Consider the following 23,461-nt stretch of genomic DNA (forward strand, 5'->3'; position numbering starts at 1 on the left):
GAGAACCGCGGCCGCAGAGATCTGTCGCCGAGTCAGTCGTCTTCGAGCGCCTGCGCGATGCGCTGGAGCTGGCGGGTGGCGTCGCGGACCTCGTCGCGGAGCTGACGCACTTCGCGGACGAGTTCCTCGTTGCCGGCCTGGTCGCCGCGTTCCTCGCCGCCACCGCCTGCGCCGCCGGGACCGCCGGGACCGCCGCCCATCCCCGGCGGGCCGCCCGCGCCGCCCGGACCGCCGCCGCCCATCATGCCGGACATCATCTGCGCGAAGGGGTTGCCGCCGCCACCGCCGCCCATCCCCGGCGGGCCGCCGCCGCCGCCCATCATCTCTTCGGGCTCGGGTCGGTCGCCTTCCTCGCGCTCCTGCTCGCGTCGCTCGCGGATCTCCTCGACGCGCTCGCGGAAGGACTTCTCCTCGCCGTCGTCGCCCTCGGCTCCGGCGGTGCTGTCGCCCTGTTCCTCGCCGCCGTCGGCGTCGGTGGCGTCGTCGTCTGCCATGGACCTTGATTCGGCGCCCCGGCCGAAAAGAGTTGTCGTGCCGCCCGCGACGGTGCGTTTATAAGCGGACGACGAACCGCGGCGAACCGACGAGTTCGGCCTCGCCCCGCGACCGGGACGGGATCGGCACCGGCGTCACGGCCGAACCATACTGTGGCAGTTCGGACACTCCGCCGTCTCCGCGTCTCGGCCGGCCGCCGGTACGCGATCGCCGCAGTTCGGGCACCGCGTCCGACCGCGCGCGTACTCGGTGCGCGACCGGACGGCGGATCGGTCGGTGTCGTCGGGCATACATCATTGTCAACGAGTGCCACACAAATAGCTTGTCGGTATATTCCTAAAACACGATTTAGGCGGCAGAACGGGTCGAAGCGGTCCGTCTCGCCGACTACTCGTGGCCGGAGACGCGGACCGGCTCGTACGGCGCTTCGAGCCACTCCACGTCCGACTCCGAGAGGTCGATGTCGAGCGCCTCGACGGCATCTTCGAGGTGTTCGACGCTGGAGGTGCCGACGATCGGGGTGTCGACCCACTCTTTGTGGAACAGCCACGCCAGCGCGATCTGGGCCATCTTCACGCCCTTCTCGTCGGCCAGCTCCGCGACGCGCTCGTTGACCGCCGGCCCGCCGCCCTCGCGATACGGGTGTTCGTAGAGGTGCTCTTCGGTCTCCCCGCGGAGCGTGGTGTCAACGTCTGCGTGCGGGCGCGTGAGGTACCCGCGCGCGAGCGGGCTCCACGGCATCACGCCGATCCCCTCCCTCTCACAGAACGGGAGCATCTCGCGTTCCTCCTCGCGGTACGCGAGGTTGTAGTGGTTCTGCATGGTGACGAACCGCTCGTACCCCTCGCGGTCGCTCGCGTGCAGCGCCTCGGCGAACTGGTGGGTCCACATCGACGAGGCACCGATGTGGCGGACCTTGCCGCGTCGTACCGCGTCGTCGAGGGCTGCCAGCGTCTCCTCGATCGGGGTTTCGTCGTCCCACCGGTGGATCTGGTACAGGTCGATCGTCTCCATCCCGAGTCGGTCGAGGCTGTGCTCCAGCTCCTGTTCGATCGCCTTCCGCGAGAGCCCGCCCGAGTTCGGGTCGGACTCGTCCATCTGGAAGTACGCCTTCGTGGCGACGACGCTCTCCTCGCGGTGGCCCGCCAGCGCCTCGCCGAGGACGCGCTCAGACTCGCCGTTCGAGTACATGTTGGCGGTGTCGAAGAAGTTCACTCCGAGTTCGAGCGCGCGCTCGACGATCGCCTTCCCCTCCTCCTCGTCGAGCACCCACTCGCGCCAGTCCGAGTCGCCGAAGCTCATGCAGCCGAGACAGATCTTCGAGACCGTCGTCCCGGTGCTCCCGAGCGTCGTGTACTCCATACGACGGAGCAGGCGGACGCGGGGTAAAAAGGTACCCGCGGCGGACGGGATCGTCGCGGGGAGGGGCCTAGAGGTCTCGGAACGACGCCGTGTACACGAGGAACGCGCCCGTCAGGAGCACGAACGCGAGGAACGTCACCAGCGCGAGCACGTTCGCGACGGGCGCGAGCGGGGCGAGGAACGACTGCCCGGTCGAGTCGAGCACGAGCACGGCGAGGAGGGCGGCGATCAGACCGAGGAGCCAGTTCGTGAGGATCTTGTCCATACTCTTCCCCTCACCGAGGTCGAGTAAAAAGGCGCGGGTACGGATCGGGCGGGCCATCCGGCGGCGGCCGAGCAGTCACGCAGTCACGCAGTCACGCAGTCACGCAGTCACGCAGTCACGCGGTCGCGCTCACTCGCCGGCGGCGAGCCGCCGGAGCCGGGGAAGCGCCTGCTCGTAACCGAGGGCGACGACTCCGACGTACAGCGCGAGCAGGCCCATCCCGGCCGCCCACGCGCCGAGCGCGAGGTCGCCGGCAGTGACCGCGGTGAGCCCGAAGCGTTCCAGCACGACCCCGATCGTCGAGGCGGCGCCGGCGCCGACGACGACGGCGAGGAGTTCGATCAGTTCGACGGCGAACGCGGGTACGTCGACCATACCGGTCCGGGGCGGCCGCGAACTATCATTCTTTCGGGAGCGCGGCGAAGGCGCACCCTCGAAGTCTCCCGAGACGCGCCGCGTGACGGCTACTTGAGCCCGAACGCCCGATCGTGGAGTCGGCGATCCCCTTCGCGATCAGCGCGAGGCCAGCCGACAGGATCATGACGCCCGCGCCGACGATCGGGTCGTGGACGGTCAGAATCCCGACCGCGATGAGGACGACGGCGACGCCGGCGATGCCTTCGGACCCGAGGGTGTCGCGCATGGCTCCGATCGCCGCCGTCGTGGTTTAAAAAGCCCCTTGCGCGGAGAGCGGCCCTTTTATTTTCGAGAGCGCGTATCACCGCGTACGCATGAGCAACGGAGACGGCGGCGGTCGAAACGACCTCCGGATGCCGGACGACGACGAGGTGTTCGCTGAGGTCGTCGAGATGCTCGGCGCGAACCGGGTCAGGGTGCGCTGTGCGGACGGGAAAGAGCGGACCGCCCGCATCCCCGGTCGGATGCAGAAGCGCGTCTGGATACGGGAGGACGACATCGTCCTCGTCGAGCCGTGGGACTGGCAGGACGAAAAGGCCGACATCGCGTGGCGCTACGAGAAGAGCGAGGCCGAACAGCTCCGCGAGGAAGGCCACCTGCAGTGAGCGGGGCGGGATTGCGGACACGACACGTCCCTCGCGATTTTTAAGTCCGAACGGTCCCGAGCGGACGTATGCTCCGGCTCGCGATGGCGACCAACGAGGAGACGTTCGAGCGCGTGCGCGGGTCGCTCGCCGACCGCGGGATCGCGGTCGACCATGTGCAGACGAAAGAGCGGGCGCTTCGCGTCTCCAGGGGCGGAAACCGCGAGGCTGCGAAGGGCGCTGACGGCGAGTTCGACGGTTTCGACGCCGGCTTCGTCTACCCCTCCCGGCTCATGGAGGGCGCCGTAGTCGACGCGCGGCTGTCGGTCCCGTGGGTGAACGACCGGGAGGCCGTCCTCACCTCGCGGAACAAGGCGGGTGTACTCGCCGCGCTCGACGAGGCCGGACTCCCGACGCCGCGGACGACGCTGGTGTCGAACCCCGTCGACGAGGCGGTCGTCGCCGAGGCCGTCGAACCGTTCTCCTACCCGGTCGTCGTCAAGCCGAACTCCGCGACCCGGGGTGTCGGCGTCGCGACCGCGGGCGACCTCGACTCGCTTCTGGGCGTCGTCGACTACCTGAACCTCGTCCACGACTACCGCGCGACCGGCGACAAGTCGTACTTGATCCAGGAGTTCCTCCCCGACGCGCGCGACTACCGGGCGATGGTCGTCGACGGCGCGTACGTCGGCGCGGTCGAGCGGGAGCTCCCCGCTGACGCGGTCGAGGAGGGCCGGTGGAAGCACAACGTCCACCGCGGCGCGGCGGCCACCGGGGTCGACCTCCCGGACCGTGCACGCGAACTGGCCGAGCGGACCGCGGAGGTCCTCGGAATCGACTACCTCGGCGTCGACATCTTGACGACGGACGGGCGCTTGGTCATCAACGAGACGAACGCCCGGCCGACGGTCGACGCGGCCACGAAGTACGAGCCCGACTTCTACGACCGGCTCGCCGGGCTGATCGAGCGGACGGCTACAAGAGGATAAAGGGAGCCGGCGACTACGCGAGGTCGATCGACGCGGAGTCGTCGTCGCGGTCGAACGCGACCTCCAACACGCCGTTGTTGAACGTCGCGTCCGCCGAGTGCTCGTCGACCGGAACGGGAAGATCGATGGTCTCGTCGTACTCTCGCCGATCGGACGCCGCGGAGATGGTGAGCGCCTCCCCGTCGCACTGCAGGGAGAGCTCGTCTTTCGAGACGGCCGGGAGGTCGGCGACGAGTCGGACCCCGTCGTCGGTCGTGTACGCGTCCACATGCGTCGCCGAGCCGAAGCCGGCGTCCTCGCTTCCGGGGTTCCCGTTGGCCATCTCGTTCATCATCCGTTCGATCTCCTCGAAGAAGTCTCCGAACGGATCGTCACGGTCGTCTCTGTCCATGTCTCATGTGAGGTGGTGATCCCGATAAGCCTTCTGTCCACGACCGTCTTCGCCGCCGCTCGGGGTCGTGCGGGCGGTATGCGGAGGTGCTGGCGCTCAGCCCTCGTTCTCTCGGGCGTCCGATCGATCGCTCGAAATTGGAAGCGGCGGGACGCCGAGCAAAAACCGACCGTCCGTAACAAAATCGAACGATAGTGACCGTCTCGCGGCGACTCGGTCGGATTTAAGTATCTGGGCTCGCTTTTTTCGGACATGAGTAAATCATATCTCGCCGCAGGCGACGACGTGAGCGACGACGAGATCGTCCGGGTGGGCCTCAACGGGTTCGGTCGGATCGGGCGGAACGTGTTCCGGGCGGTGCTGGAGTCGCCGCGGATCGAGCTCGTCGGGATCAACGACGTGATGGACTTCGACGACATGGCGTACCTCGCGAAGTACGACACCGTCATGGGCCGGCTCGACGGCGTCGAGCGCGATGGCGACGCGCTCACGATCGGCGGCACCGCGGTGGACCTGTACAACGTGCAGGACCCCGCGGACCTCCCGTGGGACGAGCTCGATGTCGACGTGGCCTTAGAGTGTACGGGCGTCTTCCGCACCCGCGAGGACGCGAGCGCGCATCTCGACGGCGGCGCGGACACCGTGATCATCTCGGCGCCCCCGAAGGGCGAGAAGCCGGTCAAACAGCTCGTCTACGGCGTCAACCACGACGAGTACGACGGCGACGACGTGATCTCGAACGCCTCCTGTACGACCAACTCCATCACGCCGGTCGCGAAGGTGCTCGACGCGGAGTTCGGCATCGACGCCGGCACCCTCACCACCGTCCACGCGTACACCGGCTCCCAGAGCCTCATCGACGGCCCGAAGGCGAAGACCCGCCGCGGGCGCGCGGCCGCCGAGAACATCGTGCCGACCTCGACGGGCGCCGCGGGCGCCGCCCAGGAGGTCCTCCCGCAGCTGGAGGGGAAGATCGACGGGATGGCGATGCGCGTCCCGGTCCCGTCCGGCTCGATCACCGAGTTCGTCGTCAGCCTCGACGAGCCCGTCACCGAGGAGGATGTGAACGCGGCGTTCCGCGAGGCCGCCGACTCCGGCCCGCTCGCGGGCGTTTTAGGCTACACCGACGACGAGGTCGTCTCCAGCGACATCGCCGGCCTCCCCTTCTCCAGCTACGTCGACCTGCAGTCGACGAACGTCATCGCCGGCGGGAAGCTCCTGAAGATCCTCACCTGGTACGACAACGAGTACGGCTTCTCGAACCGGATGCTCGACATGGCCGCGTACGTGCAGGACGAGGCGTAAGCGGCCGATCGGGCGCAAGCGCCTGACGGCGGCTGACGGACGAATAGCGACACCCCCGGCGGCAACGTTCCCCCGGAGAACCATTCGTTAAATACCTCATCGACGACCGTTCACCCATGTCCACGTTCGACACCATCGACGACCTCCCGGCAGACTCGCGCGTCCTCGTTCGGCTCGACCTCAACTCCCCGATCGAGGACGGAGCACCGCAAGACAACCGCCGGTTCGAGCGCCACGCGGAGACCGTCCGCGAGCTCGCCGAGGCGGGACACCGCGTCGTACTCATGGCCCACCAGGGCCGCCCCGGCCGCGACGACTTCACGTCGCTCGCGGGCCACGCCGCGGTCCTCGCCGACCACGTCGACCGCGACGTGGCGTTCGTGGCCGACACCTACGGCGACGAGGCGCTGGAAGCCATCGACGCGCTCGGCGCGGGCAAGGTGCTCCTCTTAGAGAACACCCGGATGTGCGACGACGAGCTTCCCGAGGAGTCGCCCGAGGAGAAGGCCGAGACGGAGTTCGTACGGACCTTGGCGCCGCACTTCGACGCGTACGTCAACGACGCCTACTCCGCGGCCCATCGCAAACACGCCTCGCTGGTCGGGTTCCCGCTCGTCCTCCCTTCGTACGCGGGCCGCGTGATGGAGACGGAGTACGAGGCCAACACCGCCATCGCGACCCGCGAGTTCGACGGGCCGGTGACGATGGTCGTCGGCGGCACCAAGGCGACCGACGTGATCGGCGTGATGGACGCCTTGGACGACCGGGTCGACCGCTTCCTGCTCGGCGGCGTCGCCGGCGAACTGTTCCTGCGCGCCGCGGGTCACCCGGTCGGCCACGACATTGGGGAGATGGACCTGTTCGACGAGCAGTGGGAGCAGAACCGAGAGCTGATCGAGTCGGTGCTTGACGAGCGCGGCGACGCGATCCGGCTCGCGACCGACCTCGCATACGAGGGTCCAGACGGCGACCGCGCCGAGGTCGCCGTCGACGACATCGGCGAGAAGACGTCGGGGTACCTCGACGTGGGCTCGGAGACGGTGGCGGCCTACGAGCCGCCGATCCGCGAGTCCGACGCGGTGTTCGTGAAGGGCGCGCTCGGCGTCTTCGAGGACGAGCGGTTCGCGGACGGGACGGTCGGCGTGCTCGAAGCGATCGCCGACACCGACTGTTTCTCGGTGGTCGGCGGCGGCGACACCTCGCGGGCGATCGAGATGTACGGGCTCGACGAGGGCGACTTCTCGCACGTCTCCATCGCGGGCGGGGCGTACATCCGCGCGCTGACGGGCGAGCCGCTGCCGGCCGTGGAAGTCCTGGAGGCGGCGGCTGCGGAACAGTAGGACAGACGGAACGCGAAGGAGGGCGGGCTTGCGGGCGACTACTCCTCGTTGAGGTCGAGGTCGAACTGCTCGTTTTCCGTGACGGGGTTGAGGACGACGCTGGTGTTCGACTCGCGGATATCGGCGTCGGTGAGGATCGACTTGATCTGTTCGTTCATCCCGTCCGTGTCGGTGAACTTCCCGATGGCGATCACGTCGTAATCGCCGGTGACCTCGTAGACGCTCACCATCTGTTTCTCCTGCCGGAGCTTCTCGGTCACGTCGGGGAGCGCGCTCCCCTCGACCTTGAGCTGGAGCACCGCGGTCACGTCGTAGCCGAGCTTGTCGTAGTCGACGATGGGCGTGTACCCCCGGATCACGCCCTCGTCTTCGAGATCGCGGAGGTGATTCGACACCGTCGTCACCGATACGTCGAGCTCGTCGCCGAGGCTCCTGAGACTCGCCCGCCCGTTGCTGAGAAGGGAGTTGACGAGCTTCGCGTCGAGGTTTTCGTACGTCATCACACCTATCCACGTCGCCAGGGGTTTATAATTTTACGAACGTCCAGCATTTTTGCGCGACTGGCGGTTCATGCGCCAAGCGATAAGGCCTTTATACTGGCAGATAACGAATGTACCGTCCAGAACATGACGGACGAACACGCGAAACCGGACGGCGGCCTCACAGCCGAAGAACAGGCGGTACTCGACGAGATCGAAGAGGAGAACGTCGATTTCCTGCGGCTCCAGTTCACCGACATCCTCGGCGTCGTGAAGAACGTCTCCGTGCCCGCCCACCAGGCGGAGAAGGCGTTCACCGAGGGTATCTACTTCGACGGCTCCTCCATCGAGGGATTCGTGCGGATTCAGGAGTCGGACATGCGGCTCGTCCCGGACCCCGACACGTTCGCCGTGCTCCCGTGGCGCAGCGGCGAGGACGGCTCCGCGGCCGCGCGACTCATCTGCGACATCGTCACCACGGAGGGAGAGCCGTTCGAGGGCGGCCCGCGCCAGGTGCTGAAGAGCGTCCTCTCAGAGGCCGACGACATGGGATACACGGTTTCGATCGGACCGGAACCGGAGTTCTTCCTGTTCAAGACTGACGAGGACGGGAACGCGACGACGATTCCCCACGACAACGGCGGGTACTTCGATCTGGCGCCGAAGGACCTCGCGTCCGACGTGCGCAAGGAGATCATCTTCACCCTCGAAGAGATGGGCTTCGAGATCGAGGCGTCCCACCACGAGGTCGCCGAGGGGCAACACGAGATCAACTTCAAGTACGACGACGCGCTCACGGCCGCGGACAACATCGCGACGTTCCGCGCCGTCGTCCGCGCGGTCGCGGCACAGCACGACCTGCACGCGACGTTCATGCCCAAGCCGATCGCCGACATCAACGGCTCGGGGATGCACAGCCACATCTCGCTGTTCGACGAGGACGGCAACGCCTTCGCCGACGACTCGGACGAGTTCAACCTGAGCGAGACGGCCTACCAGTTCATGGGCGGCATCCTGAACCACGCCCCCGCGTTCACGGCCGTCACCAACCCGACCGTGAACTCCTACAAGCGCCTCGTGCCCGGCTACGAGGCGCCCATCTACGTCGCGTGGTCCGACACGAACCGCTCGGCGCTCGTCCGCGTCCCCGACGCCGCGGGCGTCTCCGCCCGGTTCGAGGTCCGCAGTCCCGACCCGTCCTGTAACCCCTACATCGGTCTGGCGTCGATGATCGCGGCCGGCCTCGACGGGATCAAGACGGGCGCCGACCCCGGCGACCCGGTCCGCGAGGACATCTACGAGTTCGACGACGAGAAGCGCGAGGAGTACGGCATCGAGACGCTGCCGCCGAACCTCGGCGCCGCCGTCGAGGAGCTGGAGGCCGACGAGGTGCTGCAGGAGGCGCTCGGTCCGCACACCTCCGAGAAGTTCGCCGAGGCCAAGTCCCAGGAGTTCAGCGAGTACCTCACTCAGGTGTCGCAGTGGGAGGAGGACCGCTACCTGGAGACGTTCTGAGGCGACGGCGCGGCTCGGCTTTTCGGTCTCTCCCGACTCTCGCGGCTCTCGCGTCGTCCGGTTTCACTTTTCCGCGTATTTTTTGAGTGTCGCCGGTTCGTCCCCGACGAGCACCTGAACCTGACGAACGATCGATAGCGGGAGTACGTGAATCACTGTGGCGGGTCGGTTATTTATAAGTGATCGAGCAGTGTCGCTGTCGGCTGTTTATCGGTTATCGACGGCTCTGCGGTGAAGGTCTCCAAAGCCCCAGCCGCGAGGCGCTTCGCGCCTCTGGCAGCCGGCGGCTCCGCCGCCGGCGACTACCCCTTTGAGTCCCACCCGTACAGCACCGCAACCGCACCTCACACCTCCCCAGCCTCGTCAGTCGCCTATGGCGACTGACTCCCTCGCGCGTGCGACTCGTGCCCTGCGGGCGCTCGTCGGCACGCGCCACCGCACAGCCGTTTATAAGCGACCATCGCCCTCGCTCAAACGCGTTTAAATATCTCATCGTCGCCGACGAACTGCAACACTCACTCCCGCCACCGATCGCGATGACCGTTCGTCGCCCCGCTTCAGTCCCGGGCCGCCGACAGCGCCTCGACCCGTTCGGGCAGCGCCGGCAGCGCGACGACCGCGACCACGGCGGCGGTCGTCGCGGCCAGCGTGACCGCGAACGCCCCCGAGAGCGCGTACGCGCTCACCCAGAGCCCCCCGGTGACGGCGAGCGCGGGGACCGCGATCCGGACCGGGATCGCGGGCTCGTCGCCGTCGACGAGCCGCCAGCCGATCGCGCCGCCGGCGCCGGTGGCGATCCCGATCCCCGCCTCGACCACCTCGCCGGTGTGCCCGTTCGCGACGGCGACGGTCAGCGCGCCGAGCGAGACGACCGTCGCCAACAGGAAGGGCAGCGTGGGATCGAGCGCGGCGGTGGCGCCGCGGGAGTGAGACCCACTCCCGCCCCGCCAGACCCGCGGGTCGCCCGCGAGCCACAGCGCGCCGAGGACGACACCGCCCCCGACGACCAGTCCCGCGAGCACGTCGACGAGGTAGTGGACCTCGATGACGATCCGCGAGGCCGCGACCGCGAGGGCGACCGCGACCCCCCCGAGGAGCCGCTTCCGCGCGGTCCACGCCCGGTCGTACACGAGCGCTAACGCGAGGTACGCCGCCGCGCCGCCGGTGGCGTGGCCGCTCGGGAAGCCGAAGCCGTCCGAGAGCACCTGCGCCTCGTACCACGCCGACAGCAGGCCGGGGAGCCACGTCGGCACGTCCGCGGGACCGGCCGCGCCGGGCGGGCGGGGAACCGCGAACCACGCCTTCCCGAGCGCCGTGGCGGCGTACGCGCAGGTGACGGCCGCGATCGCGGTCGCGCCGGCGCGGCGCGGCGCGGCCGCGAGCCGGTCGCTCGCGAACCAGTAGCCGACCGCCAGCAGCCCGAACAAAAACCACGGGTCCGCGAGGTGGGTGACGGCGGCGAACGCGACGACGACGACTTCCGGGAGCGCGTCGACGAGGACGATCTCGCCGATCCCGCGTTCGGCGGTGACGAATCCTGTCACGAGTCGATCAGTCGGATTAGTCGTCGCCCCGATCGCGGGCGTAATCGAGCGCTTTGCCGGGCGTTTCGAGCAGGTTGAGGCCGATGCCGACGATGATAAAGAGAGTGTACAGCCCGAGCGTCGACAGCCCGAGGATGAGCATCGCGGCGATGGCGTAACCTTCGTTGAGGAACGAGAACGCGCCGAGTGTCAGCACCGTGCCGTACAGAAGCACGAGGTACGGTCCCCAGCCGCGGGCGTGGCCGCGCCGCATCCGTGACCGGACGTACCGCTTCAGCTCCGACTCGACGGCCGGCTTGTCGACGGTGCGCCGCTCGACGTCGTCCTCGAACGCGTCGAACTCCGCCCGCAGCCGGCTCACCTCCTCCTGGAGCGCCGCCACGTCCGGCGCGCCCGCCGGGCGTTCCTCGTCGCCGGCGTCGCCCGCGCCGTCCGACTCACCGTTCATACCCGTGGGTCGGTCGCGGTCGTGTTGTAACTGCCGGTCCGCGCCGTCGTCGGGGACGGCGATCCCGCCCGCGAGGCCGACGCCGCTCGCGGGGGACGCTCTTCCCCGCCCCGCGAGGACGACGTTGACGACGCCGCCGACCACGACGACGACGGCGGCGAGGTACAGCCACGTGACGAGCAGCAAGATCCCGCCGATCACGCCGTACACCTGGTACTGCCCGGCGCTCGCGGCGTACACCTGGAAGCCGGCCTGCAGCAGCGTCCAGCCGACGGCGGCGAAAACGGCCCCCGGAAGCGCCTCGCTGACCCCGATCGCGGGCTGGGGTAGGAGGTAGTACATCGGGAGGAAGACGACGGCGAGGAAGGCGGGGAGCGCGAGGACGCTCGCGGCCTCCACGAGGGGAACCGCGTCCGCGGCCGCGACGAACGCGCCGACGGCGGCCATCACCGCGATCCCGACCCCCACGCCGAGCACGACCGAGGCGGCGTCGGTGACCTGCTTGAGGAAGTCCGGCGACCCCTCGACACCGTACAGCTCGACGAAGGCCGTGTCGAGCCCGCGGAACACCTTCAGCGTCGACCAGAGCAACACCGCCACCCCGAGCACGCTCGCCCCCGTCCGCCCGCCGGCGGAGGAGACTGCGGCGACGACGGCCTCCTCGCCGGCGGGCGTGAGAAAGTTACCGGTGGCGGCGACCAGCTCGGCGGCGATCGTCTCGCCGAAGACCGCGCTGGCGACGACGACGAGCAGGAGCAGCGCGGGGATCAGCGAGACGAACGCGTAGTAGGCGATGGCGGCGGCGAGAAACGTCACCTGCCGGTCGAGCGCGGTGTCGACGACGTGACGGGCGGTTCCGAGCGCGGTGGTCGAGTGACGGGACACGCCCGCGGGTTCGGACGACGGCGACAAAAACGGGACGGGTGCGGGTGGAAGCGGTCGGGGGAGGAGAGCGCCGAGCCGTCAGGCCGCGTCGTCGCCGAGGACCGCCTCGCGCATTGCGGGGATCGACGCCGTGCTCTTGACCGCCGTGCCGCGGTAGTGCGCGCGGCTCGCCTCGTGGCCGGCCCCTCGCAGGCGCTCGACGAACTCGTCCATCCCGATCGCGGCCTCTCCCCACTCCTTGTACAGGCGGTGCTGATCGTAGTGCGTGGGCGTGTCGAGCTCGCGAGCGACGGTTCCGAGCAGCTTCCGGGCGCGCTTCGCCTCCCCCATGTCGTCGGTGACGCGCTCGCGGACCGCCCGCGTGAACTCCGCGTCCGCGACGGGACCGAGCCAGAGCGGGCCGGCGGTGAGCACGCGGTCGCTCCCGCAGACGGGGCAGTCGTCGACGGGGTCCGCGATCAGCCTCTGGGTCGGCTCGCGCCAGAGGCAGTCCTCGCAGCCGTCGACGTATCCGAGTTCGCCGATACAGTCGTCGGCCGCCTGCGCGCCCGACTCCAGTTCGAGGTAGGTCCGCGCGTAGTGGCGCGAGACGTGCGAGACGATCGGGCGGGCCGCCTTGTCGTAGCGCGCGGCGGTCCGGACCAGCGCGGAGATCAGCGTCCGGAGCCCCATCTCGGGGTGGTAGTCGGTGTTGCGCGGGACCGCGCCGTACTTGCGGATCCCGCTGTTCAGGTGGGCGCCACAGAGGGGCGCGGTGTCGGTCGCGGTGACGCAGACGAGATTGCGCGCGTTCGCCAGCGCGGCGTCCGCAAAGGGGATCGGCGTCCCGTAGGGGTCTAGGTCCACCACGTCGAAGACGTTCTCGTACAGCAGGGCGTTGACGTCGCGGTGAGCGGTCTCGCCGTCCAGACCGTTCGCGGCGAGGTTCTCGGCGGCCAGCTCGACCGCATCGGGGTCCACGTCGGCGCAGGTGACGTCGTACCCCTCGGCGGCGGCGCGGACGCCCCGGACCCCGGAGGCCGCCATCGCGTCGAGGTACGACGCCGCGCGCGGCTCGCGGTCGCGGTACGCGCGCAGCACCGCGACGGTCACGTCGCGGTTCAGCTCCTGCGTGGGGTTGAAGAAGACCCCGCCGCCGGTGCCTTCGCTGGCCCCGTCGCGGGCCTCCGGAACGGAGACGGTGAGACCGCCCTCCTCGATGTCCATACCCCGCGTTCGGCCATCCGCCACAAAAGGACCCCGCTCCGCGCCGCGCGACGCGGTCACGCGACCGGTGCCGCCGCGAAGCGGGAGTTTTAGCCCGTCAGCGCGGAAATGGGAGTATACGAATGATTACCACGCGGAGCCGGCGAACGGACATCGGCGACGGAGCGACCCGCGGACGCGTCACGGTCTCGGAGGCGGATGAGACATGGTGAGTCCCGCCCGCGTCGACGCGATCACCGACATCGCCTACGGCGCGCTGATCGCCTTATCGATCGTCCTCATCGCGACGCTCGAAGTGAACGACATCGGGGTGGCGTTCGGGATCGGGGTGTTCGCCTCCTACGTCGTCCACGTCGTCTGGAAGATGGCCCGGTTCGACCCGGACTGGATGACCCGCGAGGTCGCCGATCAGGTCGGCAAAGAGGTCGAGAAGAGCGTGGGCGAGACCGTCAACAAGGAGGTCGAGAAGAGCGTCGGCGACACCGTCAGCAAGGAGGTGGAAAAGACCGTGGGCGAGACGGTCAGCAAGGAAGTCGAGAAGACGGTCGGCGACACGGTCAACAAGGAGGTCAGCGAGGTCGCAGACGAGGTCACCGACACCGTCAGCGAGGAGGTCACCGGAACGGTCGAAGAGACGGTCGGTGCGAAGGTCGAAGAGACGGTCGGTGAGAAAGTCGAAGAGACTGTGGAGAAGACCGTCGAAGAGACCGTCGGCGAGAAAGTCGAAGAGACCGTCGAGGAGACGGTCGGTGCGAAGGTCGAAGAGACGGTGGAGGAGACCGTCGGCGAGAAGGTCGAAGAGACGGTGGAGAAGACCGTCGAAGAGACCGTCGGCGAGAAAGTCGAAGAGACGGTGGAGAAGACCGTCGAAGAGACCGTCGGCGAGAAGGCGTCCGGCGGCAGCGAGGACGCGTGACCGAACCGCTTCACGCATCCTGTCGCTCGGCGTGTCGTCGCGCCCCGGTCCCGCCGCGGCTCTCCCTTCGGTCTCGCACGGCACGCAGTCACAACACTTAGTACGGACCGACGCCGAGGATCGAGTGAGCCCGCAGCGGGGCGTCGCACCTGTTCTCTTGGATAGGGGGACGCTCGCGGCGCCCCGCTGGTTTCACGCACGCGACCCGCGGGCCGCTGCGCCCGACGCGGGCTCGCCCGGACCCCCGGTCCCCGCTTCTCGAGGTCCGCCCGTCCGCCCTCGGAGCGCTCCGCTTCGCCTCCGCGATCCCGCGATCCAGCTTCGGCTGTGCGACGCCCCCTCGTCGTGCGTGCGCGACAGGAAACGCGCATCCGCCGCGACCGACGCTGTTTCCGCGGTGAGATCAGCGCGGAAGGCGCTCGCGACGCGGCGCTCGCGAGTGGATTTCGAAGGCTCCCCGTTCAGCCGAGCCGAGCGGGGCGATCCGGACGCGAGTGGTATCCGCTCGTCACCCCGGATTGCGCCCTTTGGTTGGCGCTACCGCTGAGAGATAGTCAACTACTGGAGCGGTGAATCGGCCCGAAAGGGCCGTGGGAGGGAACGAACGCCGTTCTACAAATGTTCGTTACTCGTTCCCGAACATCTGGCGCATCATCGGGTGCATCTCCATCAGCTGCTCTTCCGCGATCTCCTCGTACAGCTTGTACGTGATGGAGACCGCCAGCAGCAGTCCGGTTCCGGAGACCTGACCGATGGTGCCGAGCAGGTTCGCCATCACGGCGAGCAGCCCGACGAGGGCGCCGCCGATGACGGTCACCTGCGGGATGTACCGTTCCATCACCTTCTCGACGACCTGCGGGTTCCGGCGGAAGCCGGGGATCTGCATCCCGGAGCTCTGGATCTGCTCCGCGGTCGACTCCGGCCCCATCCCCGTCGTTTCCACCCAGAAGACGGCGAAGACGGCGCCGCCGACGATCATGAACGCGAGGTCGATCGCCAGCCGGACCGCGATCATCCACGGCTCGACCGACGCCGGGATCTCGCCGAGGAACCACATCCACTCCGTCCGGGCCTGAATCGGGTTCAGGTAGTAGAACAGCCCGGATATGGGCTGTCCCTGGTTGCTGTAGACGCCGAGCCACCCGGGCATCCCCGCCCACTGCGAGGAGAGGAGCTGCCCGAGGAACTGGATGTTCGCCTGCAGCGCGCGAACGAGGATCATCGGCAGGACGGACGCGTAGACGAGCTTCACCGGGAAGCGTCCGCGAGCGCCCTTCACCCGCGCGTGCGACAGCGGGATCTCGACGCGGACCGACTCCGCGTACACGACGATCCCGAAGATGAACAGCGTGGTGAAAAGCGCCAAGATGTTTCCGGGATCGAACAGCAGATTCTGGAGTCCCTCGGCCGTGAACGGCGACAGCGACACCGGCACGTCGCCGACGATGATGCCGTACCAGCTCGCGAAGAAGCCGGACGTGCCGAGCGCCGAGAAGCTGAAGAACCCGCCGACGATCTGCTGGCTCACCGCCGCGATGATGAACAGCCCGACGCCGGAGCCGACCCCCCACTTGCTCACGATCTCGTCCATGAACAGGATGAGGATGCCGCCGACGAATATCTGCGCGAATATCAGCAGCTCGACGCCGAACGTGCTGATACCGAGCGCTCCCGCGACCGCCTCGTCCGCTGGAAGGAACTCGCCGGTGAACACCATCGGCGCCGCCGTCACGGCGGTGACGATGAACACCAACAGCTTCTGGAGGCCCTGGTACAGGACCTGGTCACGCGGGTCGTCGGTGTCGAGGCCGAGCAGGTTCGCCCCGCCCAGCAGTTGCAGCACGATGGACGCCGTGACGATCGGTCCGATACCGACCTGCAGCAGCGATCCGGACTCCCCGGCGAGCACCGAACGGAACTGCCCGAAGAAGTCCGTCCCCTGACCCGCGGCCAACCCAAACGGGTTGATGTTGGTCAGGAAGAAGTAGACGATCAGGATGCCGGCCGTCCACATAAGCTTCCGCTTAAACGGAACGTGACCCGCGGGTCGCTCCACGACGGGCATCCGCGTGAGCACCGGTTCGGCGACCTCCTTCCAACTCATTGGTTACGCCTCGTCGCCCTCGTCGTCGGAAGTGCTTTCCGGTTCGTCGGCCGCCTCCTCGGCGCGCTCGGAGAGCGCCGCCTCGCCGCCGGCGTCCTCGATGCGTTCGACCGCGCCCGCCGTGAACGCGTCGGCGGTGACGCGGAGCTCGCGACGGACCTGTCCGCCGCCGAGCACCTTCACGACGTCGGCCTCGTGGCCGTCCTCGACGACGTCGCGCGCGTCGATGACGTACGCGTCGCCGTCCTCCTCGGCGAGACCCTCCGCGGCGTACAGCGCCGCGTCCTCGTCGAGCTTCTGGACCGTCACTTCAAGGACCTCGGTCTGCGTCCCCTCGGGCCGCTTGAAGCCGTACTTCCCGAGCGGGCCATAGTTGTGGAATTCGTGTTTCGCGCGGCCGGCCGCGCCGCGACCGCCGCGGTGACCGGCGCCGCGCCGGTTCTTGTGCGTTCCGCCGCCGTGGGTTCGGGAGCCGCGCTGTCGACGTTTCTTGCTCGTCATCGCATCGCCTCCAGGAGACCGTCGATCTCCTCGGTGCTGTGTTTTCCGAGTTCGCCGCCCTCGATCACGGGGTGCTTGATGCCCTCGTGGCCGCCGCGGGGGGCGTGGAGCCGGAGCGTCGGCGAGAGGCCCTGCTCGCGCAGGGTCGTCTCCTCGTCGACGAGCGCCTCGGCCAGCGCCTCCAGATCGGCGTAGTCGGTGTTGTCGTCGATCCACTCGTCGTCGACGTCGGCCGAGCCCTCCAAGGGCTCGCCGCGCCGCGCGACGGTGGTCGCGACCGCGTCGACGCTCGGTTCCCCGAACGCGACGACGTCGTTCACCTTGGTGACCATGCCGCGGTACGAGTCCGTCTCGGGGACGAACGTCGCGTGGTTGACGCGCCCGATGTTCAGCATGTCGAGGGTGTCCTCGACGCCGTGTTCGAGGTTCACGTCACCGCGGAGCTGCACGATCGCTTGCATCACTCGCTCACCTCGTCGTAGTGGACCTCGCGCGCGTGCTGCGGAGTGCGGGACTGCGCCGCGTTCTCTAAGGCGTTGAACGTCGCCTTCGCGAGGTTCACGGTCGTACGGGTGTTGCCGTCGGAGTTCGTCCAGGCGTCCTCGACGCCGGCGAGCTCCAAGATGTTCCGGACCGTCTCCGCCGCGGCCAGTCCGAGCCCCTGCGGGGCGGGCTGGATCTCGACGGTGACGGAGCCGGCCTTCCCCTCGGCCGTGCGGGTGAGGGAGTTCGTGCCGCCGGGCTGGTCCTCCCAAGACCCGGAGCCGCGGTCGACCTCGATGATGTTCAGCTTCGCGACGTCGATCGCCTTCTGGATGGCGCCGCCGACCTGATCGTCCCGGGCCTGCGCGTAGCCGAGGTAGCCGTCGCGGTTGCCCACGGCGACCACGCAGCGGAACTTCACGCGGCGGCCGGAGTCGGTCATGCGCTGGACCATGTTGATGTCCAGCACCTCGTCTTCCAGCCCCGGGAGGAGCTGGTCGACGATCTCGGCCTCCTTCATCGGGAGGCCGGAGTCGAGCGCCTGTTCCATCGACGAGATGTCGCCGTTCTGTACCTTGCGGCCGAGTCGCGTCCGCGGTTCCCAGCCGTCGTTGTGTCTACTCATGGTCCTCCTGGATTGTCGCGAGCACGTCGTCGAAGTGCTCGGGTATGTCGGCCGCGTCGAAATCGCCGCCGTAGAGCGGCTCGTCGAGCTGTTCGGCGTACGCGGCGATGTGCTCGCCACGCGTGCGCGACCAGTCGGCCAGCACGTCGTCGTTGTGCGGGATTTCGAGGCCGGCGTCGATCGCTCCTTCCTGTACTGCGAACGTCTTGTTGCCGGGCGTCGCCGTGTTGAGCCCGATGTCGAGGACGGCCTCGTCGAGGCCGGCGTCGACGGCGCGGGCGCCCGCGAGGTACCCGGTGAGGTACGCGCTGGGGAGGTTGCCCGTGGGGGCGTCCCAGCCGTACTCGCCGAGCTCCTCGCTGGAGGCGGCCGCGTGGGTCTCGTCGCCGTCAGATCCGGGAGTCACCAGCTGCGCCCTGACGTGAGCGTTGCTCACCCGAGCGACCAGGCGAGGCTTGCCCGATTTCAGCAGGCGCAACCTCTGATGGTAATCCGTCCGGACCTCGCGGCGGCGCCGCATCGGCACCTTGTATCGTGGTCCTGTCGCCATTAGTCCGTCACCTCGTAACCGTACTGCGTCTGGATGTACGCCTCCAGCCGCGCGACGTCCTCGAACTCGCCGCCGCTCGCCTTGTTGTAGAGCGTGCGGTACTCGCTGGCGTCGAGCACGTCCTCGTCGTCGCGGAGTTCCTTCAGGCGGGCGCGCTGCGCGCGGATCCGCGCCTTCCAGTCCTCTTTCGTGTTCTGTCGTGCGCCGGCCTTCCCCTTCCGGGTACCGGCGCCGGACTTGTGTCCGTACGAGCGCTTCTCCGCGCGCTCGCGGGCCTGACCGCGGGAGTTCGTCTTCGCGTCCTCCGCGCGGATGGTGTCCTGTTCGATGAGTTCGCGGACGTCCTCTCGCGTGATGGCGTCCTCGATCTCCTCCTGTGCCTCGGGGTCGAGCCAGACGCGGTCCTTGCCGACGTCCAGCTCGTCCGCTGCGAGCCGTTTCTGCGCCTTCAGATCACTCATCGTCGACCTCCACTTCGACGTAGGTCGGGTTCAGCACGCGGATGCCGCGCTCCTCCGCCTCGTCTTCGATCAGTTCGCGCTTGCGACCGCCGACCTTCGAGGCGATCCGCACCGCCTGCGTGTCGCCGTCGACGCCCTCGAGGCCGTCCGTGTTGTGCACGCGGACCTCCTCGAAGCCGCTCGGGTGCAGGTCGCGGGCCGCCGTCGGCGAGCGGAACCCCGCCTCGACGACGGGACCCTTCGCCTTCATGCGGCGGCGCTGCTTGGAGAGCCCGCCGCGCGGCTTGCGCCACGACGTCGGGATGCGCTTTTTCTTGTGGTAGTCCTGCCGGTTGAACTGCGGTTTCCCCTCGCGGTGCTTCTGTGCGAGCGCGCGAGCGGTCTCGTCGTCCAGTTCCGGCGTCTTGTCGGCGTGACCGCGGGGGCGAAGCTCCGTCTCGACGTCCTCGTCGGCGTCGGCCTCGTCGGCCGCCTCCTCCTCGTCCGTCTCGTCTTCGATCTCCGCGTCCGCCTCCTCGTCGACCTCCAGCCCGCCGACGTCGGCCTTGATACGCGCCGCGAGCGCGTTGCCGACGCCGTCGACCTCGGAGAGCTCCGACTGGGAGGCGGCCTTCACGTCCTCGACCGTCTCGTAGCCGGCCGCGCGAAGGGCGTCCGCCTTCGAGGGACCGACACCGCTGATGTCTTCGAGTTCTTCGGCCATTGGTTAGGCACCTCCGGTGGGCTTCTCGACGATGTACACGCCGTCTTGGAAGACGCGCGTGTCCTTGTCGGTCACCTTCGTCAGCTGTTCGATGTCGGCGGCGGTCTGCCCGACGGCCTCCTTGTCGGAGCCCGAGAGGATGACCGTCTCGCCGTCGATCTGTACGTCCGTGTCCCCGCGGATCGGAGTGCGTCGCTGTGCTCGCTCGCCGAGGAAGTTCTCGATGACGACCTCGTCGCCCTCCACGGTCACCTGCATCGGGAAGTGGGCGTAGTACACTTCCATCGTGTACTCCCATCCGTCGGTGACGCCGTGGATCATGTTGGCGACGTGGCTCTCGAAGGTGCCGACCGTGGCGTTCGTCTTCGCGTCCTCGTTCTCGGAAGCGATCGCGACGACACCGTCCTCGATCGTGACCTCGACGTCGGGGTACCAGAGGCGTCGCGTGACGCTCCCGTTGGAACCCTCGACGGTGAGTTCGAGGTGATCGGTCTCGGCGGAGACGTCGTCCGGAATCTCGATTTCGACTCTGTTCATTGTTAGTAGACGTATGCGATCACTTGGCCGCCGATGCCCTGTTCGCGGGCCTCGTAGTGGCTCATGACGCCGTGGCTCGTCGTGACGATGAGCGTCCCGTAGTCACGGGCGGGGAGGTACCGCTTCTCCCACTTCTCGAACTCGTCGGCACCCGCGGAGTAGCGGGGCTTGACGGCGCCACACTCGTTGATCGCTCCTTTCAGTTCGACCTCGAACTTCCCGGCCTTCCCGTCGTCGACGTACTCGAAGCCGTCGACGTACCCGCGGTCGTAGAGGACCTCGAGGACGGAGCCGATGATGTTGGAGGCGGGCTCAACCGTGTACGACAGGTGGCCAACGCTCTCGGCGTTGTCCATGCCGGCCAGCGCGTTGGTGAATGGATCGTTTCCCGTCATGATCAGCTGTACTTCTCGAATCCCATGTCTCGGGCGACCTCGCGGAAACACTGCCGGCAGAGGTTGATGTCGTACTTGCCGACGAGCCCCTGCTCGCGGTCGCACCGCCGGCACGTGTGCCGGGAGTCGGTACGTTTCGACGCGTGCTCGCCCGTGTCGTTGTTCGCTTCGCTCATTCCGTTACCTCAACGTCGAAGTTCGTTTCGAGGAACGCGGCCGCGTCCTCGACGGTCATCCGGTGTTTCGCGGGGATCGAGGCGGTCGCCTTGTCCCGCTTCGACACGCGGTAGCCGGGACGGACGATCGTCGTCGTCACGTCGAGGCCGTAGATGCCGATGTTCGGGTCGTACTCCTGGCTCGGGAAGTCGGTGTGGTCCTCGACCCCGAAGCTCAGGTTCCCCGTGTCGTCGAACTGGCTCTCGGAGACGTCGACGATGTCGAGCGCGGTCGCGAGGAACTCGTGTGCGTCCTCCTCCCGCAGCGTCACCTTGACGCCGATCGGGTCGCCCTTGCGAATCCCGAACTCGGCGATGGTACGCTTCGAGGTGGTCCGGACCGACTGCTGGCCCGTGATCTCCTCGATGATCTCCTCGGCGTCCGCGAGCGGCTCACCGCCCTGCCCGACGCCCATGTGGACGACGACCTTCTCCAGGTACGGCTCGCGCATCTCGTGGGACGCGCTCTCGGATTCACTCATCCGAACCACCCGTCTCGTCGGCGTCGCCGGTGAAGTTCTCGTCGATGACGACGAGGTACTCCTCGACCGTCTCGTAGCCGTCCTCGTCGTCGCCGACGAAGACCGTGTTCGAGCCGGAGCCGAGCGTCACGTCGATGTCGGCCACCTCGCCGATGCGGCCGGCGTGCTGGCCGGCGACGGCGGTGACCAAGGCGCCCTCCTCGTACTCGAAGTGGGCGACGATCTCCTTCGACTCGTTGTTGACGACGATCGAGTCCTTCGTGTCGTACTCGGTGTCGGCGTCCACGAGGACGTTCGTCCCGTCGTGGAGCGTCAGCTGCGCGTCGCTACCGGGGACGACGGACTTGTTCGTGATCTTCCCGAGCCGGCTGCCGGCGGCCTCCTCGTCGACGGGGGTCAGCGCGAGCCGACCGCCCTCGTCGGGGAAGACGCGGAAGAACTCCCCGCGCTCGGGGAACGCCAGGATGTCGAACATCCCGATCGGACGCTGCTCGTCCGAGACGGCGTCCCCGTTGACGAGGACCGAGTCGTTGTTCAGCGCGTAGCGCGCCTCCTTCGTCGAGTCGACGTAGCCGAGCACGTCCCGCAGCAGGACGACGAGCGGAACGCCCGCCTCACCGTGCGGGCCGGCGCCGGCCTTGACGGTGAACGTGTTCGTCTTGCGCTCGACCGGCCAGGAGTTCGGTACTGCCAGTCGCTTCTGATGTCGCGTCATTCGTTATCCTCCTGGAGCCGCGCCTCCCGGCGCTCGTCTTCCAGGTCCAGTTCGGTCACCCGGACGTTGCTCGCCGGGATGGGACGGGGAACCTCCTCCCCGTCCGCCTTCTCGACGGTGACGTCCTCGACGGTGATCCGTTCCGCGGACAGGTCGACGGCGACGACTTCCGCCTCCGTCCCGGCCGCGTCGCCGCGAAGCACCTCGACGGTGTCGCCGGCGTTGACGCGGACGTTCCGCTGGCCGTACTCCTCGCGGAGCTCCTCCGTGAGGGTGGCCCGGACCTGGTTCTGCCGCTCGTGGAGCGGCGCGGTCTCCGACCGTTTTCGCTGTTTGCGTGGCTGTTTCGTCATGATTAGACGATCATCGTCGCGGTCGAGGCGATGCTCCCGAAGCGCTCGGCGACCTCGCGGGCGACGGGGCCTTTGATCTCCGTGCCCCGCGGCTCCTCGAGGTCGTCGATGATGACGGCCGCGTTATCCTCGAACTTCACGCGCGTGCCGTCCGGACGGCGGATCGGCTTGCGCTGGCGGACGACGACCGCCTCCAGCACCTGCCGCCGCATCTCCGGGGTCCCTTTGGTGACCGAGACGGTCACCTTGTCGCCGATACCTGCCTTCGGGTGGCGATTCTTCGTGCCGGAGTAGCCCGACACGGAGATCACCTTCAGCTCACGGGCGCCGGTGTTGTCGGCGCACGTGATGAGCGAGCCCTTCGAGAGCCCCTGCGTGACGTCGGCCTTGAGCGCCTCCATCACTGATCACCCGACAGGTTCTCGACGACGACGTGGGACTTCGTCTTCGAGAGCGGTCGCGTCTCCGCGATTTTCACTTCGTCACCGACTTCGAGCGAGTCGAGCACGCCCGGCACGTGGGCCGGGATGCGCGACCGACGCTTCATGTACCGATCGTATTTCGGTACGAACACGTCGTATTCTCGCTCGACGATGACGGTCTTTGCCATATCCGTCGACACGACCGTCCCCTCACGGGTCTGGCCGCGGACGGAGAGCTGCCCGTAAAACGGGCACTTCTCGTAGTCGTAATCCTCCGGGTTGTCTGGCTCCGGAGGCGTGGGTACGTCGATTCCTATCGCCATTGTGTGACACCTTGTTCGGTGCGTTCGGCGGGTCGATACCGTAACCGCTCGCCATCCACCGTCGCGTAGACCGCGTCTTTGCACTCGCCGCGTCGGCTCGCCGGACCCGCGCCGTCACCGGTGACGACGCTTGTGGACCCGGACGGGCCAGACTGACGGGGGCGGACCCCCGTAGTATCCGACCCGAGTTGGGACGTGGACCCCGACGACTGACCGTCGTCGGCGGCTTCATCTGTGCGGGCGGTCGGTCGATCGACGACCGCGAACTCGAACGTCGCGCCCGACTTGGGCACGCGTTTGTCCCCCGATCCCGTCCGCACCACGAGGGTGCCGAACGTCTCGGACAGCACGCGACCGGCGATGCCCACGTAGGCGTCGCTGTCGGCGTCGGCCACCCGAACGGGGAGGCCGACGAGTTCGTGCCGAACGAGTGTGTCGGGGGAGATCATCG

32 protein-coding genes and 1 pseudogene are annotated in these 23,461 nt (G+C 68.1%); 6 read left to right on the forward strand and 27 right to left on the reverse strand.

What is annotated here, in order from left to right; translation table 11 throughout:
- Positions 1-32 precede the first annotated feature (32 nt).
- The 6 genes and pseudogenes from ESO89_RS01180 to ESO89_RS01200 all read right to left on the reverse strand — a co-directional run bounded on the left by ESO89_RS01180 (position 33) and on the right by ESO89_RS01200 (position 2,765).
- Positions 33-494, reverse strand: coding sequence for a hypothetical protein (locus ESO89_RS01180; RefSeq protein WP_128903856.1), 462 nt, complete (start codon positions 492-494; stop codon positions 33-35).
- 135 nt (positions 495-629) lie between these two features.
- A complete protein-coding gene (locus tag ESO89_RS18355; protein ID WP_164932725.1) occupies positions 630-785 on the reverse strand; it encodes a hypothetical protein in 156 nt (51 codons plus the stop codon).
- A 97-nt stretch (positions 786-882) separates the two neighbouring features.
- A complete protein-coding gene (locus ESO89_RS01185) occupies positions 883-1,857 on the reverse strand; it encodes an aldo/keto reductase (RefSeq protein ID WP_128903857.1) in 975 nt (324 codons plus the stop codon).
- Positions 1,858-1,924: 67 nt separating this feature from the next.
- A complete protein-coding gene (locus ESO89_RS01190) occupies positions 1,925-2,122 on the reverse strand; it encodes a hypothetical protein (protein WP_128903858.1) in 198 nt (65 codons plus the stop codon).
- A 129-nt stretch (positions 2,123-2,251) separates the two neighbouring features.
- A complete protein-coding gene (locus tag ESO89_RS01195) occupies positions 2,252-2,497 on the reverse strand; it encodes a hypothetical protein (protein WP_128903859.1) in 246 nt (81 codons plus the stop codon).
- Between the two features lie 89 nt (positions 2,498-2,586).
- Positions 2,587-2,765 (reverse strand): annotated as a pseudogene (locus ESO89_RS01200) (DUF7470 family protein).
- A gap of 88 nt (positions 2,766-2,853) precedes the next feature.
- Here ESO89_RS01200 and eif1A point away from each other — a divergent pair.
- Together eif1A and ESO89_RS01210 are read left to right on the forward strand one after the other, a co-directional pair.
- On the forward strand, positions 2,854-3,144 hold the full coding sequence (eif1A, locus tag ESO89_RS01205; RefSeq protein WP_128903861.1) for a translation initiation factor eIF-1A: 291 nt from the start codon (positions 2,854-2,856) through the stop codon (positions 3,142-3,144).
- A gap of 68 nt (positions 3,145-3,212) precedes the next feature.
- Positions 3,213-4,112: an ATP-grasp domain-containing protein gene (locus tag ESO89_RS01210; protein WP_128903862.1), complete on the forward strand. Its 900-nt coding sequence runs from the start codon at positions 3,213-3,215 to the stop codon at positions 4,110-4,112.
- A 13-nt stretch (positions 4,113-4,125) separates the two neighbouring features.
- On the opposite strand, the gene ESO89_RS01215 is transcribed toward ESO89_RS01210, so the two are convergent.
- Positions 4,126-4,503, reverse strand: a complete 378-nt coding sequence (locus ESO89_RS01215) for an Hsp20/alpha crystallin family protein (protein ID WP_128903863.1) — start codon at positions 4,501-4,503, stop codon at positions 4,126-4,128.
- A 252-nt stretch (positions 4,504-4,755) separates the two neighbouring features.
- Here ESO89_RS01215 and gap point away from each other — a divergent pair, with 252 nt between their 5' ends.
- Positions 4,756-5,808: a type I glyceraldehyde-3-phosphate dehydrogenase gene (gene gap / locus ESO89_RS01220; protein ID WP_128903864.1), complete on the forward strand. Its 1,053-nt coding sequence runs from the start codon at positions 4,756-4,758 to the stop codon at positions 5,806-5,808.
- 116 nt (positions 5,809-5,924) lie between these two features.
- Positions 5,925-7,148 (forward strand): phosphoglycerate kinase, encoded by a 1,224-nt coding sequence (locus tag ESO89_RS01225; protein ID WP_128903865.1) that lies wholly within the window; start codon positions 5,925-5,927, stop codon positions 7,146-7,148.
- A 38-nt stretch (positions 7,149-7,186) separates the two neighbouring features.
- Here ESO89_RS01225 and lrp read toward each other — a convergent pair whose 3' ends face one another.
- Positions 7,187-7,648 (reverse strand): HTH-type transcriptional regulator Lrp, encoded by a 462-nt coding sequence (gene lrp / locus ESO89_RS01230; protein ID WP_004047126.1) that lies wholly within the window; start codon positions 7,646-7,648, stop codon positions 7,187-7,189.
- A 126-nt stretch (positions 7,649-7,774) separates the two neighbouring features.
- Between lrp and glnA the strand changes: the two genes are divergently transcribed.
- Positions 7,775-9,142 carry a type I glutamate--ammonia ligase gene (gene glnA, locus ESO89_RS01235; RefSeq protein WP_128903866.1) on the forward strand — a complete coding sequence of 456 codons (1,368 nt, stop codon included), beginning with the start codon at positions 7,775-7,777 and terminating at the stop codon, positions 9,140-9,142.
- Between the two features lie 557 nt (positions 9,143-9,699).
- Here the strand turns inward: glnA and ESO89_RS01240 are convergent.
- The 3 genes from ESO89_RS01240 to ESO89_RS01250 form a co-directional block, all read right to left on the reverse strand.
- Positions 9,700-10,686 (reverse strand): phosphatase PAP2 family protein, encoded by a 987-nt coding sequence (locus ESO89_RS01240; protein ID WP_128903867.1) that lies wholly within the window; start codon positions 10,684-10,686, stop codon positions 9,700-9,702.
- A 16-nt stretch (positions 10,687-10,702) separates the two neighbouring features.
- Positions 10,703-12,019, reverse strand: coding sequence for a YihY/virulence factor BrkB family protein (locus ESO89_RS01245; RefSeq protein WP_128903868.1), 1,317 nt, complete (start codon positions 12,017-12,019; stop codon positions 10,703-10,705).
- Positions 12,020-12,097: 78 nt separating this feature from the next.
- Positions 12,098-13,225, reverse strand: coding sequence for a tRNA (guanine(26)-N(2))-dimethyltransferase (locus ESO89_RS01250; protein WP_128903869.1), 1,128 nt, complete (start codon positions 13,223-13,225; stop codon positions 12,098-12,100).
- A 205-nt stretch (positions 13,226-13,430) separates the two neighbouring features.
- On the opposite strand from ESO89_RS01250, the gene ESO89_RS01255 reads away from it, so the two are divergent.
- Positions 13,431-14,141 carry a hypothetical protein gene (locus tag ESO89_RS01255; RefSeq protein WP_128903870.1) on the forward strand — a complete coding sequence of 237 codons (711 nt, stop codon included), beginning with the start codon at positions 13,431-13,433 and terminating at the stop codon, positions 14,139-14,141.
- Between the two features lie 625 nt (positions 14,142-14,766).
- Here the strand turns inward: ESO89_RS01255 and secY are convergent.
- From secY to ESO89_RS01335, 16 genes are read right to left on the reverse strand one after another with little or no spacing between them, the layout of a single operon-like run.
- Positions 14,767-16,245, reverse strand: a complete 1,479-nt coding sequence (gene secY, locus ESO89_RS01260) for a preprotein translocase subunit SecY (RefSeq protein WP_128903871.1) — start codon at positions 16,243-16,245, stop codon at positions 14,767-14,769.
- A gap of 3 nt (positions 16,246-16,248) precedes the next feature.
- On the reverse strand, positions 16,249-16,746 hold the full coding sequence (locus ESO89_RS01265) for an uL15m family ribosomal protein (protein ID WP_128903872.1): 498 nt from the start codon (positions 16,744-16,746) through the stop codon (positions 16,249-16,251).
- Positions 16,743-17,207, reverse strand: a complete 465-nt coding sequence (locus tag ESO89_RS01270) for a 50S ribosomal protein L30 (RefSeq protein WP_128903873.1) — start codon at positions 17,205-17,207, stop codon at positions 16,743-16,745. Before ESO89_RS01270 ends, ESO89_RS01265 begins: the two co-directional genes overlap by 4 nt.
- Positions 17,207-17,854: a 30S ribosomal protein S5 gene (locus ESO89_RS01275; RefSeq protein WP_128903874.1), complete on the reverse strand. Its 648-nt coding sequence runs from the start codon at positions 17,852-17,854 to the stop codon at positions 17,207-17,209. Before ESO89_RS01275 ends, ESO89_RS01270 begins: the two co-directional genes overlap by 1 nt.
- Positions 17,847-18,404, reverse strand: coding sequence for a 50S ribosomal protein L18 (locus ESO89_RS01280; protein ID WP_128903875.1), 558 nt, complete (start codon positions 18,402-18,404; stop codon positions 17,847-17,849). The genes ESO89_RS01275 and ESO89_RS01280 overlap by 8 nt, the downstream gene beginning before the upstream one ends.
- On the reverse strand, positions 18,404-18,865 hold the full coding sequence (locus tag ESO89_RS01285; RefSeq protein ID WP_128903876.1) for a 50S ribosomal protein L19e: 462 nt from the start codon (positions 18,863-18,865) through the stop codon (positions 18,404-18,406). The genes ESO89_RS01280 and ESO89_RS01285 overlap by 1 nt, the downstream gene beginning before the upstream one ends.
- Positions 18,858-19,568 carry a 50S ribosomal protein L32e gene (locus tag ESO89_RS01290; RefSeq protein WP_128903877.1) on the reverse strand — a complete coding sequence of 237 codons (711 nt, stop codon included), beginning with the start codon at positions 19,566-19,568 and terminating at the stop codon, positions 18,858-18,860. Before ESO89_RS01290 ends, ESO89_RS01285 begins: the two co-directional genes overlap by 8 nt.
- Before the next feature lie 3 nt (positions 19,569-19,571).
- Entirely contained in the window at positions 19,572-20,105 is a 534-nt protein-coding gene (locus ESO89_RS01295) for a 50S ribosomal protein L6 (RefSeq protein ID WP_128903878.1), read from the reverse strand.
- Positions 20,106-20,107: 2 nt separating this feature from the next.
- Positions 20,108-20,500: a 30S ribosomal protein S8 gene (locus ESO89_RS01300; RefSeq protein WP_128903879.1), complete on the reverse strand. Its 393-nt coding sequence runs from the start codon at positions 20,498-20,500 to the stop codon at positions 20,108-20,110.
- 2 nt (positions 20,501-20,502) lie between these two features.
- Positions 20,503-20,676: a 30S ribosomal protein S14 gene (locus ESO89_RS01305; RefSeq protein ID WP_004047216.1), complete on the reverse strand. Its 174-nt coding sequence runs from the start codon at positions 20,674-20,676 to the stop codon at positions 20,503-20,505.
- Positions 20,673-21,197, reverse strand: a complete 525-nt coding sequence (locus ESO89_RS01310) for a 50S ribosomal protein L5 (RefSeq protein ID WP_128903880.1) — start codon at positions 21,195-21,197, stop codon at positions 20,673-20,675. The genes ESO89_RS01305 and ESO89_RS01310 overlap by 4 nt, the downstream gene beginning before the upstream one ends.
- Positions 21,190-21,912, reverse strand: a complete 723-nt coding sequence (locus tag ESO89_RS01315) for a 30S ribosomal protein S4e (protein ID WP_128903881.1) — start codon at positions 21,910-21,912, stop codon at positions 21,190-21,192. The genes ESO89_RS01310 and ESO89_RS01315 overlap by 8 nt, the downstream gene beginning before the upstream one ends.
- Entirely contained in the window at positions 21,909-22,265 is a 357-nt protein-coding gene (rplX, locus tag ESO89_RS01320) for a 50S ribosomal protein L24 (protein ID WP_128903882.1), read from the reverse strand. The genes ESO89_RS01315 and rplX overlap by 4 nt, the downstream gene beginning before the upstream one ends.
- Positions 22,266-22,267: 2 nt before the next feature.
- The gene (locus tag ESO89_RS01325; RefSeq protein ID WP_004597429.1) at positions 22,268-22,666 is read right to left on the reverse strand and encodes a 50S ribosomal protein L14; all 399 of its coding nucleotides are present in this window, start codon (positions 22,664-22,666) and stop codon (positions 22,268-22,270) included.
- On the reverse strand, positions 22,666-23,010 hold the full coding sequence (locus tag ESO89_RS01330) for a 30S ribosomal protein S17 (RefSeq protein ID WP_004047221.1): 345 nt from the start codon (positions 23,008-23,010) through the stop codon (positions 22,666-22,668). The genes ESO89_RS01325 and ESO89_RS01330 overlap by 1 nt, the downstream gene beginning before the upstream one ends.
- Positions 23,001-23,459: a ribonuclease P protein component 1 gene (locus ESO89_RS01335; RefSeq protein ID WP_128903883.1), complete on the reverse strand. Its 459-nt coding sequence runs from the start codon at positions 23,457-23,459 to the stop codon at positions 23,001-23,003. Before ESO89_RS01335 ends, ESO89_RS01330 begins: the two co-directional genes overlap by 10 nt.
- Positions 23,460-23,461 lie beyond the last annotated feature (2 nt).

The organism is Halorubrum amylolyticum, assembly GCF_004114995.1.
Taxonomy (GTDB): Archaea; Halobacteriota; Halobacteria; order Halobacteriales; family Haloferacaceae; genus Halorubrum; species Halorubrum amylolyticum.

Bases quoted from the DNA above. Each gene is read 5' to 3' on its own strand.
- ESO89_RS01180 (WP_128903856.1), bottom strand. From the start codon at position 494: ATGGCAGACGACGACGCCACCGACGCCGACGGCGGCGAGGAACAGGGC.
- ESO89_RS18355 (WP_164932725.1), bottom strand. From the start codon at position 785: ATGCCCGACGACACCGACCGATCCGCCGTCCGGTCGCGCACCGAGTAC.
- ESO89_RS01185 (WP_128903857.1), bottom strand. From the start codon at position 1,857: ATGGAGTACACGACGCTCGGGAGCACCGGGACGACGGTCTCGAAGATC.
- ESO89_RS01190 (WP_128903858.1), bottom strand. From the start codon at position 2,122: ATGGACAAGATCCTCACGAACTGGCTCCTCGGTCTGATCGCCGCCCTC.
- ESO89_RS01195 (WP_128903859.1), bottom strand. From the start codon at position 2,497: ATGGTCGACGTACCCGCGTTCGCCGTCGAACTGATCGAACTCCTCGCC.
- eif1A (WP_128903861.1), top strand. From the start codon at position 2,854: ATGAGCAACGGAGACGGCGGCGGTCGAAACGACCTCCGGATGCCGGAC.
- ESO89_RS01210 (WP_128903862.1), top strand. From the start codon at position 3,213: ATGCTCCGGCTCGCGATGGCGACCAACGAGGAGACGTTCGAGCGCGTG.
- ESO89_RS01215 (WP_128903863.1), bottom strand. From the start codon at position 4,503: ATGGACAGAGACGACCGTGACGATCCGTTCGGAGACTTCTTCGAGGAG.
- gap (WP_128903864.1), top strand. From the start codon at position 4,756: ATGAGTAAATCATATCTCGCCGCAGGCGACGACGTGAGCGACGACGAG.
- ESO89_RS01225 (WP_128903865.1), top strand. From the start codon at position 5,925: ATGTCCACGTTCGACACCATCGACGACCTCCCGGCAGACTCGCGCGTC.
- lrp (WP_004047126.1), bottom strand. From the start codon at position 7,648: ATGACGTACGAAAACCTCGACGCGAAGCTCGTCAACTCCCTTCTCAGC.
- glnA (WP_128903866.1), top strand. From the start codon at position 7,775: ATGACGGACGAACACGCGAAACCGGACGGCGGCCTCACAGCCGAAGAA.
- ESO89_RS01250 (WP_128903869.1), bottom strand. From the start codon at position 13,225: ATGGACATCGAGGAGGGCGGTCTCACCGTCTCCGTTCCGGAGGCCCGC.
- ESO89_RS01255 (WP_128903870.1), top strand. From the start codon at position 13,431: ATGGTGAGTCCCGCCCGCGTCGACGCGATCACCGACATCGCCTACGGC.
- secY (WP_128903871.1), bottom strand. From the start codon at position 16,245: ATGAGTTGGAAGGAGGTCGCCGAACCGGTGCTCACGCGGATGCCCGTC.
- ESO89_RS01265 (WP_128903872.1), bottom strand. From the start codon at position 16,746: ATGACGAGCAAGAAACGTCGACAGCGCGGCTCCCGAACCCACGGCGGC.
- ESO89_RS01270 (WP_128903873.1), bottom strand. From the start codon at position 17,207: ATGCAAGCGATCGTGCAGCTCCGCGGTGACGTGAACCTCGAACACGGC.
- ESO89_RS01275 (WP_128903874.1), bottom strand. From the start codon at position 17,854: ATGAGTAGACACAACGACGGCTGGGAACCGCGGACGCGACTCGGCCGC.
- ESO89_RS01280 (WP_128903875.1), bottom strand. From the start codon at position 18,404: ATGGCGACAGGACCACGATACAAGGTGCCGATGCGGCGCCGCCGCGAG.
- ESO89_RS01285 (WP_128903876.1), bottom strand. From the start codon at position 18,865: ATGAGTGATCTGAAGGCGCAGAAACGGCTCGCAGCGGACGAGCTGGAC.
- ESO89_RS01290 (WP_128903877.1), bottom strand. From the start codon at position 19,568: ATGGCCGAAGAACTCGAAGACATCAGCGGTGTCGGTCCCTCGAAGGCG.
- ESO89_RS01295 (WP_128903878.1), bottom strand. From the start codon at position 20,105: ATGAACAGAGTCGAAATCGAGATTCCGGACGACGTCTCCGCCGAGACC.
- ESO89_RS01300 (WP_128903879.1), bottom strand. From the start codon at position 20,500: ATGACGGGAAACGATCCATTCACCAACGCGCTGGCCGGCATGGACAAC.
- ESO89_RS01305 (WP_004047216.1), bottom strand. From the start codon at position 20,676: ATGAGCGAAGCGAACAACGACACGGGCGAGCACGCGTCGAAACGTACC.
- ESO89_RS01310 (WP_128903880.1), bottom strand. From the start codon at position 21,197: ATGAGTGAATCCGAGAGCGCGTCCCACGAGATGCGCGAGCCGTACCTG.
- ESO89_RS01315 (WP_128903881.1), bottom strand. From the start codon at position 21,912: ATGACGCGACATCAGAAGCGACTGGCAGTACCGAACTCCTGGCCGGTC.
- rplX (WP_128903882.1), bottom strand. From the start codon at position 22,265: ATGACGAAACAGCCACGCAAACAGCGAAAACGGTCGGAGACCGCGCCG.
- ESO89_RS01325 (WP_004597429.1), bottom strand. From the start codon at position 22,666: ATGGAGGCGCTCAAGGCCGACGTCACGCAGGGGCTCTCGAAGGGCTCG.
- ESO89_RS01330 (WP_004047221.1), bottom strand. From the start codon at position 23,010: ATGGCGATAGGAATCGACGTACCCACGCCTCCGGAGCCAGACAACCCG.
- ESO89_RS01335 (WP_128903883.1), bottom strand. From the start codon at position 23,459: ATGATCTCCCCCGACACACTCGTTCGGCACGAACTCGTCGGCCTCCCC.